Origin of the sequence: Alteromonas sp. PRIM-21, from assembly GCF_027563165.1 — a bacterium.
Lineage (GTDB): Bacteria > Pseudomonadota > Gammaproteobacteria > Enterobacterales > Alteromonadaceae > Alteromonas > Alteromonas macleodii_A.
Genome location: NZ_JADOEK010000008.1, coordinates 16,608 through 31,630 on the forward strand (window position 1 = coordinate 16,608; position 15,023 = coordinate 31,630).

Sequence of the window (15,023 nt, forward strand, 5' to 3'; positions counted from 1 at the left end):
TCACTGTGCCTGAAACTTTAGATCACAAAGTTATCCACAGGCAAAATATGATCGGCTGTCACCTTTAATCTTCCTTCATGATATGGCGATCTGCCCTAGCCTGTGGCATCCTTGCGCTCATATTGTATATTGGAAAATCGCCCGCTATGCCAGATTCTAAAAAGCCTCCATTTATTCTTGTCGATGGATCGTCATATCTCTTTCGTGCCTTTCACGGTTTACCACCATTAACGAACTCAAAAGGCCAAGATACCGGTGCCATTTATGGTGTTGTGAACATGCTCAAAAGCTTGATCAAGCAATACAACCCTACGCACATGGCGGTAATTTTTGATGCTAAAGGAAAAACTTTTCGCGACGACATCTACAAAGAGTATAAAGCGAATCGTCCACCTATGCCGGATGAGCTAAGAAGCCAGATCGAACCATTACATACCATCATTAAGGCAATGGGCTTACCTGTCATTGTCGAGTCGGGTGTAGAAGCGGACGACGTTATAGGTACATTAGCCAAACATGCCACAGAGAAAGGTATTGATACCCTTATCAGCACCGGTGACAAAGACATGGCGCAATTGGTGAATGAACATGTCACCTTGATCAACACCATGACCAATCAGGTAATGGACGTTGAAGGTGTAAATACTAAGTTTGGCATTCCACCAGAGCTTGTGATCGACTTTCTTGCACTAAAAGGCGACAAGGTAGATAACATACCCGGCGTACCTGGTGTAGGCGATAAAAGTGCTCAAGCCTTACTTAATGGTATTGGCGGTATCGACGATATTTATAAGAATTTGGATAAAATCGCCGATCTATCGTTTAGAGGTAGCAAGTCAATGGCGGCTAAAATGCAGGAGTACGAGGAGCAAGCTCGACTCTCTTATACCCTAGCCACTATTAGCATCGATCTTGACCTAGAGTATGATGTTGAAGCCTTGATGCCTAGCCAAGCTGATAACGAACAACTTCGCGATCTATTTGCTGAGTATGAATTTAAACGCTGGCATACAGAAGTAAGCGCGCTTATGGCGGGCGGTGATACCTCAAATAGTGAAACGACTAGCAGTGAAGATAACAGCAGTGCACAAGAAAGTGAGCAAAGTACTTCGGTAGATATCGACAAATCGAAATACGAAACCGTGCTTGATGAAGCGCGCTTTAACACTTGGATCGCTAAGCTTGAGAAAGCAGAGTTAATTGCCTTTGATACCGAAACGACTAGCCTTAATTACATGGATGCCGAATTAGTTGGCGTTTCATTTTGTATAGAAGAAGGTGAAGCAGCTTACGTACCTGTAGCCCATGATTACCCCGATGCGCCGGCACAGCTATCGCGTGAGTTTGTACTAGAGGCATTAAAACCTATTTTGGAATCAGACAAGGTTATCAAAGTAGGCCAGCATATTAAGTACGATAAAAATGTATTAGCGAACTATGACATAACCTTAAATGGCATTGGCTTTGACACCATGCTTGAAAGCTATGTACTAAACAGCACCGCCCAGCGCCACGATATGGACTCACTAGCTCTAGCTTATCTTGGTCATAAAACCATTCACTTTGAAGAAATTGCTGGCAAAGGCGCAAAACAGCTTACCTTTAACCAAATTGACCTAGAAGAAGCAGGCCCATATGCAGCAGAAGATGCTGATATTACGCTTCGCTTACATAACGCTATTTGGACAAAGTTAAAAGATATTCCGGAACTTAAAAACTTGTTGATAGACGTTGAAGTTCCTCTTGCGTGCGTTCTTTCTCGCATGGAGCAAGAAGGCGTACTGATTGACAGCCAGAGACTTAATCAACAAAGCCAAGATCTTGCTAGTCGTATTGCCGAGTTAGAAAGTGAGGTTCATGAGGAAGCGGGCGAGCCGTTCAACTTAGGCTCAACAAAACAGCTTCAGCATGTTCTATTTGAAAAGATGTCGCTGCCAGTTATCAAGAAAACGCCAAAAGGCGCGCCCTCTACTTCTGAGGATGTACTTCAAGAACTGGCGCTTGAGTATCCGCTGCCTAAAAAGATCATGGAATACCGCGGCTTAACTAAGCTAAAGAATACCTACACCGATAAACTTCCTAAGATGATCAATCATCGTACAGGTCGGGTGCATACGTCTTATCATCAAGCGGTAACGGCAACAGGGCGTCTTTCTTCAACCGATCCTAATTTACAAAACATTCCTATTCGCAATGAAGAAGGTCGTCGCGTACGTCAGGCTTTTGTTCCAAGGGAAGGAAATAAGTTTGTCGCAGCTGACTACTCTCAAATTGAGCTGCGCATTATGGCGCACCTTTCTGGCGATAAAGGCCTACTTGATGCCTTTGCTCATGGTAAAGATATTCATAAAGCAACCGCTGCGGAAGTATTCGGCGTACCGCTTGATGAGGTAACGACCGAGCAGCGACGCAGTGCGAAAGCGATTAACTTCGGCTTAATTTACGGTATGAGTGCGTTTGGACTATCTAAACAACTTAATATTCCACGCAATGAAGCCCAAAAATACATGGACCTTTACTTTGAGCGCTACCCTGGTGTGCTTGAATATATGGACTCTACTCGTGAGAGTGCAAAAGAAAAGGGTTATGTAGAAACGGTATTTGGTCGCAGGCTATACTTGCCTGATATTAAAGCCAGTAATGGCGCACGCCGCAAAGGTGCGGAGCGCGCAGCAATCAATGCGCCAATGCAAGGTACGGCGGCAGACATTATTAAAATGGCCATGATTAAAGTTGACGACTGGATCAGAAAAAATGCATCTGACGATGTAACCATGATGATGCAAGTGCATGATGAATTGGTTTTCGAAATAAAAGAAGACAAGGTTGAGACCTATGTCTCTACTATTACTGCACTTATGGAAAGCGCAGCTACGCTTAATGTACCACTGGTTGTTGAGGCTGGCGTGGGCGAAAACTGGGATGAAGCTCATTAGTTTGGTAATTAGATTACAGTTTTCACATTAAAAGGCCGTTCATTTTCATTAAATTTGGTAATTTAATTACATAACGCCCTTGCCTTTTCTGTGCTTTGTTGTAATATTACACATGTAGGGTACAGAGGTGAGAAAGCTGTTTTCAAACCTTTGCTTTAACCCCGACAGTTTTGTCGGGGTTTTTTTATGTCTGTAGAAAACAAATAACCTTTAAATATCAGACACATAACAATTTAAGTGATTTTTCTTTCTATTTTTCCTGAACTTCTTTGATTACTGCTACTCTATATCTACGGTTTTTATGTGTTTTCTCTCAGTTTACGCCTCGCTCTATGCGGGGCGTTCTTTTTTTTAGCGCATCTAGTTTTCCCACTAAATACACTAAGTCAGCACAAGTGAAATTCACTGTTAACCTTACTGGACTTCACTATCGGATGTGTCTTCATCAACTGATTTGTCCAACCCAAACCATGAATCTAAGATACGCTCTAGCTCCGGTAAACCATGTTTATTTAATGATGAAAAGGTTTGTACCGTCACATCACCCATAAATGCCATAGCAGCTTCACGGGCCATTAATAGTTGTGCTTTGCGCTTTCCGCTTTTGAGTTTATCGGCTTTAGTAAGAAGCGCGAGTACTGGAATATCTGATGCCACAGCCCAATGAATGAGGTCTTGGTCTAAATCCTTAAAAGGATGACGAATATCCATTAGTACCACCAAGCCTTTTAGCGACTTACGCTTTTGAAGGTATTCACCTAATGACGCTTGCCACTTCTTTTTCATCGCAACCGGGACTTTAGCAAATCCGTAACCCGGCAAATCGACAAGGCGCAAGTCTTCCTCTAATTCAAATACATTGATTAATTGAGTACGACCTGGTGTTTTACTGGTTCTCGCCAAGTTTCTTTGACGGGTTAGTGTATTTAGCGCACTCGACTTGCCCGCATTCGAGCGACCCGCAAACGCAACTTCAATACCGCTGTCATTCTTTAAATGACGAATGTCAGGTGCACTCGTAAAGAATTTTGCTTTGGTGTAATACGACATCTAGACTTACCTCCACATGCGTCTCAACCTTCGGTTTACAGTTTTTTAATGAATAAACCAGCTAAAAACCATAGTTTTATCATGGAATAGGTTTTTCTGACGCGTTAAATGTGTAAAATACGCATGATATCACGTATATCACGCGAGCCGTTGGATCCATTTAAGAGATTTATTATGAAAAAACTGTGTTTGTTGGTGTGTATGTCTTTGGGTTTGAGCGCAACTGCTATGGCAGAAGGCGACGCCGAGGCAGGTAAAGCGAAATCTGCAGTATGTGCAGCCTGTCATGGCCCTGATGGCAACAGCATGATTGACATGAACCCGAAACTTGCTGGCCAGCATGAGAAGTACATTGTTAAGCAATTAACCGAATTTAAACTTGCCTCTCAAACGGGTGGCGAGGAAGGTCGTAACAATGCTGTGATGAACGGCATGGCTGCTCCCCTATCAGAGCAAGACATGAAAGACCTAGCTGCTTATTTCTCAAGCCAAGAGCCTAAAGCGGGCGAAACGCCTGAGCAATATGTAGAAGCTGGACGCGCACTTTATCAAGGTGGTGACGAGTCACGTGGCGTAACAGCATGTATCGCTTGCCATGGACCTAAAGGTAACGGTATGGCATTAGCAGGCTTCCCTGACATCAGCGGACAGCATGCTACCTACACTGCATCTCAGCTAAAAGCTTTCCGTTCTGGTCAACGCCACAACGATATGAATGGCATGATGCGTGATATTGCGATGAAATTAACCGACGAAGATATCGAAATTTTATCTTACTATATCGCAGGCTTACACTAAGCCTTACCGTTTTCACACATTGTTGTTAAATTTTTGTTACCGAAAAAGTTGTATTTTAAAATTATTCGTGTAATCTAACGGCGTAGTTTGTAGGTGCCTTTGAAAATCTACAAGCTAAATAACAAGAATAATAATAAAAATGCAGCATGGAAGACGGGATAAAGAGCCACGAGGGCCAAAAACAACAATACAGCTCTGCTAAAAATAAAAATAAGGGGAGCACAGCTAGGGAAGCCAGCTACACATAGATGTGTATAACGGGAGAGGTGTCATCTGACACTCATACAATGTAAGGTGATGGTGAAAACCATCACCTTTTTCTTTTTTAGCCCCTTTATTAATATCCGCCCTTTATGTCTTGTCCTTTATGTCAAAGCGCTAATACATCGTCTCACTACCATACTGATAAAAAGCGGGAATACCTTCATTGTAATCAATGCGACCTTGTTTATGTTTCACCTGCATTCCTGCCGTCAAAAGAAATAGAAAAACAGGAATATGACCTTCACGAAAACAGCTTCGAAGATGAAGGATATAGAAAGTTTTTAGGAAAGGTTTTAACGCCGCTTTCACCTTTTATAAAAGCGAGTAACGCGCCAGCGCTATCTGGATTAGACTTTGGCTGTGGCCCGGCGCCTGTTCTCGCAAGCATGCTGTCAGATGAAGGGGTGAATATGAGTACATACGACCCCTTCTATGCCCCGACCTTAGAGGTACTTGAGAGAAGCTACGACATGGTAACTTGTACTGAGGCTATCGAACACTTTCACGCCCCACACGTGGAATGGGCGCTGTTCAACAAACTTGTTGCCCCTGGCGGGGTTCTTGCCATCATGACAAAACGCGTGCTCGATAAAGCCCGCTTTGCAAATTGGCATTATAAAAACGACATCACACATGTAAGCTTCTTCAGCGAAAAAACCTTTCACTACCTAGCGCAAAGAGACGGCTATGACGTGAGTTTTCCAGCAAATGACGTTGTCCTATTGAAGAAGCGCTAAAATAGATTATCTATGACTACCTTTATGGTGTATTGATTTTTAACCGCACACCCAAAGATCAATACGTAGACACTAATTCGCGCTATAATAGCGTTGTTTTTTCACTCTCTTTGTTATTTGGAAATTATGGCACGTTCAAAGAAATCACGTAAAGTCGGTCAAATCGGCGTTCGTAAAGACCCTGACTTTAAACCTAGCGAAAACCGTAAATCAGACTCGCCTCGCCCTAAAAAGCACAAGGGCAAGCCTGCAGGTAGTCGTCACAATGTTGAACAGAAAAAAGTAACTGGCAAAAAGAGTGCTGAGAAGAAAGATCCTCGTCACGGCAGTAAGAAGCCTGTTCAGCTTGTAAAAACAGTAACGCCAACCCCTGCTCAAAAGAAAAAGTACGCTACTCCAGCCCAAGAGTTGGCCGCTCTAGAAGCAGACCAACGCTTAACAGATTTACTTGATAAGCTTGATGATGACAAGCCGCTTACTCGCGAGCAACAAGCATACGTAGATGAAAAAATGGCGCGCCATCGTATTCTTTGTGATCTGCTAGGTATAGTGGAAGAGGATGATGAAGACGACGATATGGATCCGTTTAACGATTTAGACGCTATTAACATCGACGACTTCAAGCATTAATAGAAACAGGAAAACGTTATGCTTTGGGCAGTACTTTCAGGCATTGCGCTACTCATTATTGTTGGGCTTGGCTTTTACGCAGGCAAACTGCTGTTTATGCTGAAGCAGCAGAAAGCTCGACAGGAAGCCGCAAGGCAATCTCGCATTGCTAATATCACCGATAGCATCATAGTGATTGCTAAAGCAATGGAACAACAACAATGTGATTTATCAGAAGGTGTTATTCGCATCGTTAATTTGCTTAACGCCCTTCCTATTAATTCACCACCTGACTTTAAAGCGCAGTATCCGCAAGTTCACGCACTTTTCACCGAAGTTAGTGGCTTTGCGATTTTAGAGGCAAGACAACAACTTCCCAAAAATGAGCGAAGAAAACAGGATATCGCACGAGAGCAAATTGAGTCTGAATACGAGTCTAAGGTATTGGATGAATTGCCACCGCTTAAAACCTACTGTGAAACCTTGATAAGCGCTCAATAAGAATGTAACGCTATTGCGTAAAAACAAAAGCTTTAGCGTCAGGCATATATAAAAAAGACCGAACATCACTAGGTGCTCGGTCTTTTTTATGAATTAATTTCTATATTCAATGTTGTGTCCCTTACCATATCACTTTATCGCTAAGTCACAGGTACGCTGATAACAGTGACACCCTACTTCGTGATCATTTACCATTCCCACTGCCTGCATAAAAGCGTAGCAAATTGTTTCACCTACAAAATTAAACCCGTGCTTTTTTAATGCTTTTGACATCGCTTTCGATGCGTCGGTAGAGGTTGGGGCCTGCTTAAAGTTATCCCAAGCATTTATCACAGTACGTCCGCCTGTGAATTGCCAAATAAACTCGCTAAATGACTGTGTTTCTTCTATGGCCAGATACCCTTTAGCATTTTTAATAACAGACTCTATTTTGAGCTTGTTTCTGATTATACCGCTGTCGTGCATTAGCCTTTCGACATCAGTAGGGCCCATCATCGCGATTTTCTCAGGATCAAACTGGTGAAATGCCCGCTCAAAATTCTGCTGCTTTTTAAGGATAGTTAACCAAGACAAGCCTGCTTGCTGACCATCTAGGCATAATTTAGCAAACAGCGCTCGGCTATCTAGCTCAGGTACACCCCATTCGTTGTCATGATAAGCCAGATAAATAGGGTCATTGCTCACCCAACCGCATCGGTGTAATGGCTTGTTTTGTGCTGTTTTTAATTGATTGGTCATGGCTTAAGATTAAATCCTTGTTGTGAAGTGGCATATTGCCTGTATTCGTGACGTTTTTTCACCCTTTACACCTACATACTATGCCTCACAAATTGTATACTATCCCACCTCAATTTTAAGTCAGTTAACTAATAAGCAGCGGATGTATGCAGAAATACGATATTAAAACCTTTCAAGGGTTGATCCTTGCGCTTCAAGATTATTGGGCGCGTCAGGGCTGCGTTATTATTCAGCCTCTGGATATGGAAGTGGGTGCAGGTACTTTTCACCCTATGACATTCCTACGTTCTTTAGGTCCAGAGCCAATGAGTAGCGCCTATGTTCAACCATGCCGTAGACCCACCGATGGTCGTTACGGTGAGAACCCAAATCGCTTACAACATTACTATCAGTTCCAAGTAATGCTTAAGCCTTCACCTGATAATATTCAGGAGTTGTACTTGGGCTCTTTGAAAGAGTTAGGCTTTGATCCGCTGGTTCATGACATTCGCTTTGTAGAAGACAACTGGGAATCACCAACGCTTGGTGCGTGGGGACTAGGCTGGGAAGTATGGCTTAACGGTATGGAAGTGACTCAGTTCACCTACTTCCAACAAGTAGGCGGCCTTGAATGTAAGCCTGTTACTGGTGAAATCACCTACGGCTTAGAGCGACTAGCTATGTACGTTCAAGGTGTAGATAGTATCTATGACCTAGTATGGACTGACGGCCCAATGGGTAAAGTCACCTATGGTGATGTATTCCATCAAAACGAAGTAGAACAATCTACGTATAACTTTGAACACGCCAACGTGGAAGCCCTGTTTAGAACTTTTGATGAGTGTGAAGCCGAAAGTAAAAAGCTAATTGAGAACAACCTTCCGCTACCTGCTTATGAGCAGGTTATGAAGGCATCTCACGCATTTAACTTGCTTGATGCACGTCATGCTATTTCAGTAACAGAACGCCAACGCTATATTCTTCGCGTTCGTACGCTGGCTAAAGCGTGTGCAGAGAGCTATTACCAAGCACGTGAAGCACTAGGCTTCCCACTATGTAACAAGGAGGCATAAGCGTGCGTACAGAAAATTGTTTAGTTGAATTAGGTACTGAAGAGTTACCACCAAAAGCACTTAAGTCTTTGGGCGAAGCCTTCGCCACACAATTTGAAGCAGCACTTAGCCAAGCTGACTTAAGCTTTGACTCAGTTAGCTGGTTTGCAGCCCCTCGCCGCTTAGCAGTTTACGTTTCAGGTCTTGCTGAAGGTCAGGCTGACAAAGTGGTAGAGAAGCGCGGCCCAGCAGTATCCGCGGCATTTGACGCTGATGGCAACCCCACTAAGGCAGCTCAAGGTTGGGCACGCGGTAACGGTATAGACGTTTCTGACGCAGAGCGTTTGGTTACGGATAAAGGTGAATGGCTTCTTCATAAAGCACATGTGCCTGGTCAAACTATTGCTGAGTTGTTAGAAGGTTTGATTAATCAAGCAGTAAGCAAGTTACCTATTCCAAAGCCTATGCGCTGGGGTAACTACAACACTCAGTTTATTCGCCCTGTGCACACCCTTTGTGTGCTTTATGGAAGCGAAGTGGTTAACGTTTCAGTATTGGGCCTAACAAGCGGCCGCGTTGTTCAAGGTCATCGATTCCACGGCGAAGGTCGTTTTGAGCTTGATCATGCTGACAACTACGCCTCTGCATTAGAGCAGCAATATGTGTTGGCAGATTTTGAGGCGCGTAAAGATAAAGTGCGTCAGCAATTAGAAGACGCAGCCAAAAACTTATCGCTTAAGCCAGATTACGACGAAGAACTGCTGGAAGAAATTGCTTCTTTGGTAGAGTGGCCTGTAGTGCTGCAAGCAGGGTTCGATAAAGGTTTCTTAGAAGTGCCGAAAGAAGCACTTATCTACACAATGAAGGACGACCAGAAGTATGTGCCGCTGCTTGATAGTGATGGCGCTCTTTCTAATACTTTCTTGTTTGTGACAAACATTGAAAGCCATGACGCATCTCAAGTTATCTCAGGTAATGAGAAGGTTATCCGCCCTCGCCTTGCCGATGCAGAGTTCTTCTTTAACAGCGATAAAAAGACAACGCTAGAAAGCCGCCTTGAAAGCTTAGAAACCGTGTTATTCCAAAAGCAGCTTGGTACGCTTAAAGAAAAGTCTGAACGTATTTCTGCCCTATCGGCGTTTATCGCTTCGCAAATAGATGCGAATGAAACGCAAGCTGCACGAGCTGGTCTTCTAGCTAAAACCGACTTAATGTCAAATATGGTTATGGAGTTTCCAGACGTTCAGGGCGTTATGGGTAAATACTATGCGCTAAACGACGGTGAAGATGCGCCTGTTGCTGAAGCACTGTATGAACAATACATGCCGCGTTTTGCTGGTGACGCCCTTCCTAGTTCTGGCGTAAGCGCATCAGTAGCCCTTGCTGACAAACTTGATACACTAGTTGGTATATTCGGTATTGGCCAGCTGCCAAAAGGTGATAAAGACCCATTTGCGCTTCGTCGTGCAGCCATCGGTGTTTTACGTATTGTTACCGAGCTATTGCTGCCTTTAGACCTTGAAACACTTGTAAGCAAAGCAATCGAAGTATATGGCGATAAATTAACAAATGCTGAAACACAAACGCAAGTTGTTGATTTTGTATTAGGTCGCTTCAATGCCCTCCTACAAGATCAAGCCATCGCCATTGACGTTATTCAAGCCGTAGCAGCCCGTCGCCCTACTAAGCCATCTGATTATCTAGCTCGTGTCCATGCGGTTGATAAATTCAAGGCATTAGAAGAGGCAGAGGCCTTAGCCGCCGCTAACAAGCGCGTAGCAAATATTCTTGCTAAGCAAAAAGTAGATGTGACTAACTCGGCTAACATTGATGAGTCACTTTTAGCTGAAGATGCTGAAAAAGCGCTTTATGCTGACTTAAAAGCCGCACAAAAAGAAGTGGATAACGCGCTACCTTCGCATGATTACACACGCATTTTGTCGGCACTTGCTACGCTACGTAATGTAATCGATAACTTCTTTGATAACGTAATGGTTATGGCAGATGACGAAGCAGTTAAGAATAACCGACTTGCTTTGCTATCGCTTTTAAGGCAACTTTTCCTTACTACCGCAGATATTTCAATTCTTGCGAAGTCATAAGGCTAGTTAACGTTAATGCAGTTTAATGCTGCAATAAATGAAAGCCCAACCCTTACGTTGGGCTTTTTTATAAAGGGAGAAACTGTGAAAAAGTTACTAACTATTGCTTCTATGTGCATAGCCCTGTCGGCGTGCTCAAGCAGTGGAAGTTTTAAGATCCCAGAAATAGCACCGGAAGTGCCACGCATTCAATTTGAAAACATGTTTTTAAGAGGCGTGTTTAATTGGTGGGAAGCGGATCCAAGCTATAAGTTCAAACCATCAGATTCGGGTTGGACTGTAGATGTTGAACTGATTGCCGATGGACAACCTTACGATTTCAGATTGTCTGATGCAAAATGGACGCCCTCACAGAGCTGTGGAGGCAAATATAAAGGCCAGCCGGTAATGCTAGGCTCTACCGCCTATTTAGTCTGTGAGCAAGGCTCAGAGAACTTACAATTCACCCCCTCTACTACAGGTACTTACCGCTTTACTGTAAACCCTGCTAGTGCGGGAGAAGTCGCATTGGTAGTGACCAAAGTTTAAAACGAATGCCGCATTACAGCGGCATTTTTTAACGTATATCATTAATTATTTAATTCATTACGTCATTACGGTGAACACACTATAACGTTACTGTCTTTTATATCGCGTTTTCTCGTTCTCTAGACATAAAAAAAGCGACCAAGTGGTCGCTTTTTTTCAAAAGGCTAATCTACTACACGTCTAGGTTTTCTACCTTCAGCGCATTCGCTTCGATAAATTCTCTACGCGGCTCTACCTGATCGCCCATTAGCGTTGTAAACAACTGGTCACAACCAATAGCATCTTCAATGGTAACTTGAAGCATACGACGGCTTTCAGGGTCCATGGTAGTTTCCCAAAGCTGCTCTGGGTTCATCTCGCCTAACCCTTTATAGCGCTGGATGTATTGACCACGTTTCGCTTCATTCATTAACCACTCTAAAGCGTCTTTGAAAGACTCTACTGGCTGTTTACGTTCACCACGCTTAATGTAAGCGTCTACACCCATCATGTCATTAATAGCTAAGTTAAGTTCTTTCAGACGCTGGTACTCAGACGACTCAATGAATTCATGGTCGATAATGTACTCATAATCGATACCGTGCATACGCATGATGATCGTGATGTAGTATTCGCTCAGCTCAGCATCAGTACGAATTTCATAACGGTATGTAGCACCATCATTTTCACGCTCTGTTAACTGTTCAACGAAGTGTTTTGCTACGTGCTCTAGAGCCGCTTCGTCTTTTAAGTCTTCTAGATTTAGCGTAGGTGTATACAGCATGCGGTAAAGAATAGCTGAAGGCATTTTGCGCTTCATACGCGCAATCATTTTCTCTACTGACTGATATTGCTTAACTAGGTTTTCTAGCCCTACACCGCTGATGCCTGGGTCGTCATCGCTCGTGTGCAATGATGCCCCATCAATAGCGATACCTGTAAGGTAATTAGTCAAAGCGTCATCGTCTTTTAAATACTGCTCTTGCTTACCTTTCTTCACTTTATAAAGCGGAGGCTGCGCAATATAGACATAACCACGCTCGATGATTTCAGGCATTTGACGATAGAAGAAAGTTAAAAGAAGCGTACGAATGTGAGAGCCGTCTACATCAGCATCGGTCATGATAATGATGCTGTGATAGCGTAGCTTTTCTGGGTCATATTCGTCACGACCAATACCACAGCCTAATGCCGTGATAAGCGTTGCAACTTCTTGTGAAGAAAGCATCTTGTCGAAACGTGCTTTCTCTACGTTAAGGATTTTACCTTTAAGCGGCAAAATAGCTTGGTTCTTACGATTACGACCCTGCTTAGCTGAACCGCCCGCCGAGTCACCCTCCACTATGTATAGTTCGCTTAGTGCAGGATCTTTTTCCTGGCAATCAGCAAGCTTACCTGGCAGACCAGCTAAATCTAGCGCGCCCTTACGGCGTGTCATTTCACGAGCTTTACGGGCAGCTTCACGCGCTCGCGCAGCATCAATAATCTTACTAGCAATAATCTTACTTTCAGCTGGGTTTTCTAATAAGAAATCGGCGAGTTTTTCATTCATCGCAGATTCAACTGCAGGACGAACTTCAGAAGATACAAGCTTATCTTTTGTCTGTGAGCTAAATTTCGGGTCAGGCACTTTTACTGAAATTACAGCTGTAAGACCTTCACGAGCATCGTCACCACTGGCATTGGTTTTCGCCTTTTTATTCAGGCCTTCCTTTTCCATATAGTTGTTCAGCGTACGCGTCAACGCTCCACGGAAGCCTGCTAAGTGAGTACCGCCATCTCGCTGTGGAATGTTGTTAGTAAAACAGAAAACGTTCTCTTGAAAGCTATCGTTCCACTGCATTGCAACTTCTACAGCAATGCCATCTTCCTGCTCGCTTGCGAAGTGAAACACTTTTTGATGTACAGGCGTTTTCTTTTCATTCAAATATTCAACAAAGGCCTGAATACCACCTTCGTACATGAAGTGGTCTTCTTTACCGTCACGTTCGTCTTTCAAACGAATTGACACACCAGAGTTTAGGAATGAAAGTTCGCGAAGGCGCTTAGCAAGAATATCGTAATGGTACAGTGTATCGGTGAACGTATCCGAACTTGGCCAGAAACGAATCATTGTTCCCGTTTTGTCTGTATCGCCAGTAACTGCGAGAGGCGCCTGTGGAACACCATGCTGGTATTCTTGCTCATGGGCTTTGCCTGCGCGACGAATGCGTAGCTTTAGGCGACTAGAAAGTGCATTTACTACCGATACACCTACGCCGTGAAGACCACCGGAAACTTTATATGAGTTGTCATCAAATTTACCGCCTGCGTGAAGTACCGTCATTATCACTTCGGCTGCAGACACGCCCTCTTCGGGGTGTAATTCTGTAGGGATACCACGTCCATCGTCAGACACAGAAACTGATCCATCACTATGGATTTGCACAGTTATTTCAGAACAGTGTCCCGCCAGTGCTTCATCGATAGAGTTATCGACCACCTCAAATACCATGTGGTGTAGTCCGGTACCATCATCAGTATCACCGATATACATACCAGGACGCTTTCTTACTGCATCTAATCCTTTAAGTACTTTAATACTGGACGAGTCGTAGTTGTTCTCTTCTGACATACTAGCTTTTACTCCTCTTTCACGCTTCCATGTTCCACGTGAAACATTTTCTTTTCGTTGTATTTTTGTATAAATGCGAGTTGCGTGGACTCTATTGCAGTAACGAAAACCTGCGTATCCATTTCGAGCAACCCATCAATAAATTGTTCTCTTTTATCTGCGTCTAACTCAGCACCTACATCATCAAGTAGGAATATACTTTTTCGCTGCGTTGCCGAGTTGAATAGCTTTGTCTGTGACATTTGTAGTGCAGCCACAGCCATTCTAAGCTGACCTCTCGATAAAAGCTCCTGAGCACTTACCCCGTTCACTTTAAGCCTTAAATCAGCTTTGTGAGGCCCAGAAGAGGTATGTCCTATTTTACCATCATACTCACGCTTTTTAACTAAGCTTTCTGATAAAGCGACATCTTTTTCCCACCCTTTATAGTAACTTAATTCCACGTCAAAGTTTGGAAGAAATTCTTCTGCATACTGTTTAAAAATAGGTGTGAGCCTATCGACGTATTCCTGGCGTGTTAAAGTTAAAGTCTCACCAAGCTCGGCAAACTGTGTTTCCCAATACTGGTTTTGTGGTGCGGACAAGCTTGCTTGCTGTTTCAATAGTGCGTTTCTATGTTTTAAAAACTTACTGAACTGGTTAGCAAGAGACTGAAATTGATGTTCCACGTGAAACAACCCCCAATCACAAAAACGCCGACGTTCAGATGGCGAGCCTATTATGAGGTCTGTACTTTGTGGCGTAAAAAGTTGAATAGGAACTAGGCTGACTAAATCAGACAGTTTATTTGAGTGTGCGCCATCAATACTACAGATAAATGTTTCGTTTCGACTTCTTTGAAAGCCGAGCTTCAAGTTTTCTTCGGCTTCAGTTTTACAGGAAGCAAAAACGCTAAAGCTGTCTTGTCCGTTCTGAATAACTGAATTGTGTTTATTCGTTCTAAAAGAACGACCAAAACCTAGATAGTAAAGCGCTTCAATTAGTGATGATTTTCCACTGCCATTCGCACCTTTAATTATTGTTAAGGAGGGTGAAGGAGAAAGCGTTACGGAGGTAAGATTACGAAACTGAGTAATCTGGACTCGGTCCAGTTTCATGAGGCCACACTAAAGATAAAAAAGAAGCGATAAATAACT

At 43.4% G+C, this 15,023-nt stretch carries 12 protein-coding genes; 8 read left to right on the forward strand and 4 right to left on the reverse strand.

What is annotated here, in order from left to right:
- Positions 1–146 precede the first annotated feature (146 nt).
- The gene (polA, locus tag IW644_RS12135; protein WP_269917827.1) at positions 147–2,936 is read left to right on the forward strand and encodes a DNA polymerase I; all 2,790 of its coding nucleotides are present in this window, start codon (positions 147–149) and stop codon (positions 2,934–2,936) included.
- Positions 2,937–3,350: 414 nt separating this feature from the next.
- On the opposite strand, the gene yihA is transcribed toward polA, so the two are convergent.
- Complete coding sequence (gene yihA, locus IW644_RS12140; protein WP_269917828.1) at positions 3,351–3,986, reverse strand: ribosome biogenesis GTP-binding protein YihA/YsxC; 636 nt, start codon at positions 3,984–3,986, stop codon at positions 3,351–3,353.
- A gap of 174 nt (positions 3,987–4,160) precedes the next feature.
- Here yihA and IW644_RS12145 point away from each other — a divergent pair, with 174 nt between their 5' ends.
- From IW644_RS12145 to IW644_RS12160, 4 genes are all read left to right on the forward strand, one after another.
- On the forward strand, positions 4,161–4,784 hold the full coding sequence (locus tag IW644_RS12145) for a c-type cytochrome (RefSeq protein WP_269917829.1): 624 nt from the start codon (positions 4,161–4,163) through the stop codon (positions 4,782–4,784).
- A 353-nt stretch (positions 4,785–5,137) separates the two neighbouring features.
- Positions 5,138–5,785, forward strand: coding sequence for a class I SAM-dependent methyltransferase (locus IW644_RS12150; RefSeq protein ID WP_269917830.1), 648 nt, complete (start codon positions 5,138–5,140; stop codon positions 5,783–5,785).
- 126 nt (positions 5,786–5,911) lie between these two features.
- Positions 5,912–6,415, forward strand: coding sequence for a Der GTPase-activating protein YihI (gene yihI, locus IW644_RS12155; protein ID WP_269917831.1), 504 nt, complete (start codon positions 5,912–5,914; stop codon positions 6,413–6,415).
- 18 nt (positions 6,416–6,433) lie between these two features.
- Entirely contained in the window at positions 6,434–6,895 is a 462-nt protein-coding gene (locus IW644_RS12160) for a DUF2489 domain-containing protein (RefSeq protein ID WP_269917832.1), read from the forward strand.
- Positions 6,896–7,024: 129 nt separating this feature from the next.
- Here the strand turns inward: IW644_RS12160 and IW644_RS12165 are convergent, their stop codons facing one another.
- Positions 7,025–7,633, reverse strand: a complete 609-nt coding sequence (locus IW644_RS12165) for a DNA-3-methyladenine glycosylase I (RefSeq protein WP_269917833.1) — start codon at positions 7,631–7,633, stop codon at positions 7,025–7,027.
- Positions 7,634–7,779: 146 nt separating this feature from the next.
- Here IW644_RS12165 and glyQ point away from each other — a divergent pair, with 146 nt between their 5' ends.
- The 3 genes from glyQ to IW644_RS12180 all read left to right on the forward strand — a co-directional run bounded on the left by glyQ (position 7,780) and on the right by IW644_RS12180 (position 11,294).
- Positions 7,780–8,685 (forward strand): glycine--tRNA ligase subunit alpha, encoded by a 906-nt coding sequence (gene glyQ, locus IW644_RS12170; protein WP_014947716.1) that lies wholly within the window; start codon positions 7,780–7,782, stop codon positions 8,683–8,685.
- 2 nt (positions 8,686–8,687) lie between these two features.
- Positions 8,688–10,766 (forward strand): glycine--tRNA ligase subunit beta, encoded by a 2,079-nt coding sequence (gene glyS, locus IW644_RS12175; RefSeq protein ID WP_269917834.1) that lies wholly within the window; start codon positions 8,688–8,690, stop codon positions 10,764–10,766.
- Positions 10,767–10,850: 84 nt separating this feature from the next.
- Positions 10,851–11,294 (forward strand): hypothetical protein, encoded by a 444-nt coding sequence (locus IW644_RS12180; RefSeq protein ID WP_269917835.1) that lies wholly within the window; start codon positions 10,851–10,853, stop codon positions 11,292–11,294.
- Positions 11,295–11,466: 172 nt separating this feature from the next.
- On the opposite strand, the gene gyrB is transcribed toward IW644_RS12180, so the two are convergent.
- On the reverse strand, positions 11,467–13,887 hold the full coding sequence (gene gyrB, locus IW644_RS12185) for a DNA topoisomerase (ATP-hydrolyzing) subunit B (protein ID WP_179981863.1): 2,421 nt from the start codon (positions 13,885–13,887) through the stop codon (positions 11,467–11,469).
- 8 nt (positions 13,888–13,895) lie between these two features.
- The gene (gene recF / locus IW644_RS12190) at positions 13,896–14,984 is read right to left on the reverse strand and encodes a DNA replication/repair protein RecF (protein WP_269917836.1); all 1,089 of its coding nucleotides are present in this window, start codon (positions 14,982–14,984) and stop codon (positions 13,896–13,898) included.
- Between the last annotated feature and the right edge of the window lie 39 nt (positions 14,985–15,023).